At 31.0% G+C, this 2,994-nt stretch carries 4 protein-coding genes; all 4 read left to right on the top strand.

Features of this window, described 5'->3' with window-relative positions; all coding sequences use genetic code 11:
* The first annotated feature begins 129 nt into the window (after positions 1-129).
* The 4 genes from BHE89_RS13645 (at position 130) to BHE89_RS13630 (ending at position 2,900) form a co-directional block, all read left to right on the top strand.
* Positions 130-465 (top strand): InvB/SpaK family type III secretion system chaperone, encoded by a 336-nt coding sequence (locus BHE89_RS13645; RefSeq protein ID WP_353615129.1) that lies wholly within the window; start codon positions 130-132, stop codon positions 463-465.
* 3 nt (positions 466-468) lie between these two features.
* The gene (gene sctN / locus BHE89_RS13640) at positions 469-1,770 is read left to right on the top strand and encodes a type III secretion system ATPase SctN (RefSeq protein WP_069366955.1); all 1,302 of its coding nucleotides are present in this window, start codon (positions 469-471) and stop codon (positions 1,768-1,770) included.
* Positions 1,754-2,071 (top strand): hypothetical protein, encoded by a 318-nt coding sequence (locus BHE89_RS13635; protein ID WP_286146136.1) that lies wholly within the window; start codon positions 1,754-1,756, stop codon positions 2,069-2,071. Before sctN ends, BHE89_RS13635 begins: the two co-directional genes overlap by 17 nt.
* 577 nt (positions 2,072-2,648) lie before the next feature.
* Positions 2,649-2,900 carry a hypothetical protein gene (locus BHE89_RS13630; protein ID WP_128860544.1) on the top strand — a complete coding sequence of 84 codons (252 nt, stop codon included), beginning with the start codon at positions 2,649-2,651 and terminating at the stop codon, positions 2,898-2,900.
* Positions 2,901-2,994: the final 94 nt, after the last annotated feature.

Raw genomic sequence — 2,994 nt, 5'->3', positions numbered from 1 at the left:
CTGGTCTGTACTTGGTGAATATAATGAAAATTTATTATCACAAACCAGCACTTCATTATTATTAAATAGTATTAATAATCAAACTGAAAGTTTTTATCCTAGGTCAACCGACTTTAGTCAAAGTAGAATCTGAATTATAATCATTCGACAATAACTATTAGCTTGGGAGACATGCCGGATATAAATTTATTAGTTGTTGATGAAGTTCCAATGATCTGGTCTGTACTTGGTGAATATAATGAAAATTTATTATCACAAACCAGCACTTCATTATTATTAAATAGTATTAATAATCAAACTGAAAGTTTTTATCCAGGTCAACCAGCTTTAGTCAAAGTAGAATCTGAATTAGAGCTACGAGCTTCGTTTATGCCTATTGCTTTACAAAATGGTGAATCAATGGCAAAAGCAATAGACGAATATTTTCAGGTGATGAATAGTATCCATCAACAATTTATTAATTAAAAAATGAATAAAGAATTTTCAATATTTCATCATGCAGCTCATCCTATACGAATACAAGGCAATATCCTTGAAGTGATGTTGCGTGGTGTATTTATTGGAGAAATTTGTTTATTAAAAGATTCTATTATTAATGGACAAATTATTGGTGAAGCGATTGTGATTGGCTTTCGTAATGGTATTACTATTTTAAGTATGATGGGGAGTTCACAAGGTTATTCTCTGCAAATAATTGTAGTACCAACAGGTAAGGCTTTTTCTGTTGCTTTAAGTCCTAATATTTTAGGGAGCATGATTGATATTAAAGGTAATTATCTCTTACGTTTCAATGATAAAAAAGAGGTAAAAGAAAATTTCTATTCCTATTTACCTATTGATGGTCATCCTCCCTCATTTAGTGATCGTCGTCCTATTACAGATGTATTTGAGTCAGGTGTTCGTGCAGTTGATGGATTATTAAGCTGTGGATTAGGGCAGAGAATGGGAATTTTTGCCAGTGCAGGAACGGGTAAAACCATGTTGATGAATATGTTTATCCGTTTCTCTCAGGCTGATATTTTTGTTATTGGACTAATTGGTGAGAGGGGGCGAGAAGTAACTGAATTTGTCGAGGAATTAAAAAAAGACAAACGATGCGAAAAAACGGTATTAATTTGTTCTACCTCCGATCAGCCAGCAATAGAACGTTGTAATGCGGCATTAGTTGCTACTACGGTTGCTGAATATTTCAGAGAACAAGGCAAAAATGTCGTGTTATTTATTGATTCTATGACGCGTTACTGTAGAGCGTTAAGAGATGTGGCACTTACCGCGGGTGAGCTTCCTGTTCGTAAAGGTTATCCAGCTTCTGTTTTTGATAAATTACCAGCAATTTTAGAAAGACCAGGAGTTACTCATCAAGGCTCTATTACGGCGTTTTATACGGTTTTACTTGAAAGTGATGATGAACCAGACGCCATAGGTGAAGAAATTCGTTCTATTTTGGATGGACATATCTATCTTTCACGAAAAATAGCGGCTTCAGGCCATTATCCCGCTATTGATATTTTAGGCAGTGTGAGTCGTATTTTTCAGCAAATAACGAGTACTAAACAACAAAATGCGGCATTAAAAATAAGACAAATGTTGATGCGTTTGCAAGATATTAAACAATTACAAGAATTGGGTGAGTATCGTCCGGGAGAGAATGAATTAAATGATCTGGCAGTCAATAAGCAAACAGTAATAGAGGCTTTTCTTATTCAGTCATTTAAAGAAAAAGCAGACTTTCAACAAACACTGAATCAACTTTATGCGCTTACCTCTTAATCAGCAAATTTTGATAAATGCTATTGCTAGGCGTCAACAAAGAATAGAGAAAGAGCTACAAAAGCATCAACAATTAATAAAAGAAGCAGAAAATAAGAAAGAAGAACAGATCATATTAGCTTCAGCATTAGAAAAAGAGATCCCTTTTTATGAAAAAGCAGGCAGTTATTCGACTATTTCTTTAAATCAACAAAAACGTAAACAAGCGATTATATTATCTTCATTGAATGTTGTTAGTACTCAAATTAAAGAAATAGAGTATCAATTAGAAAAAACTAAAAAAAAAATAGCCTGTTTTTGAAAAAAGAAAGGGATGCAGTAATTAAAAAACAAAATAAAATGACGCTTTATCTTGAAAGAAAAATACGAGAAAAAGAGTTATATATTGAAAGATTAGAGCAAAACGAAATTCAGGAGATGGTGTTATATGATGTCCATAAAGATTGAGACTTTAAGGTTAAATAATATTTTAAGCTCTGATCAAAATAGTGATATGAAAACTGTTTATTCTAAAAAAATTATCACCATTTTCTACAATAATAGAATTATTACATCTTGAAAAAGACAGACTATCTCCTGGAGAATTTAGTAAAATAAAACAGAAATTAGATGATTTTTATCATCTTGATTGTAAACGACCTACTGAATTAAGAGATGGTTTAGAAAAAAATACAAATATTAAATCTGATAAGGTCGTTGATGAATTAGAATTAGATGATAAAAAAGACGAAGAAGATGACTCTTTAAACACAGAAGGGCTTTTATTAACCCAAAGGAGAATATATTCACAAATTTATTCTTCTACAAATGAAAGTACATTAAAACAAAAAAAATGTCTTGCACCATGGAAGATCAAAAAAAACACGACCACTAGTAAAATGGTCATAGAAAATAACCTCAAATTGAATTGTGGTGAAAGTCCTAATCATTTTGAGGATAATAAAGAAATCAATAAAAAATTTAATAAGTTAACTGCTACTGAAAATAATAAAGTTAGTCGAAAAATAGAAAAGAAAATCCCTGTTGATAAAAAAGAAGAAAAAATTGAGAGTAAAGATTATCCTCGTGAAGACGATAAGTTAAATACTAAAGATAGTATGACTATTGAAAATAAAAAATACCAAAGATAGCTCGATTATTGAAAAATAATAAATTATCTGAAGAAATTGGTTATTCAGAAACTAAAGAGAAAAAATAAAAATATCAAAGATGGTTTGATTATTG

It is taken from the genome of Shigella sp. FC1967, assembly GCF_001743005.1.
GTDB lineage: Bacteria > Pseudomonadota > Gammaproteobacteria > Enterobacterales > Enterobacteriaceae > Proteus.
The sequence above is the reverse complement of the archived record's forward strand: the minus strand, read 5'-3'. Positions and strand labels throughout refer to the sequence as shown.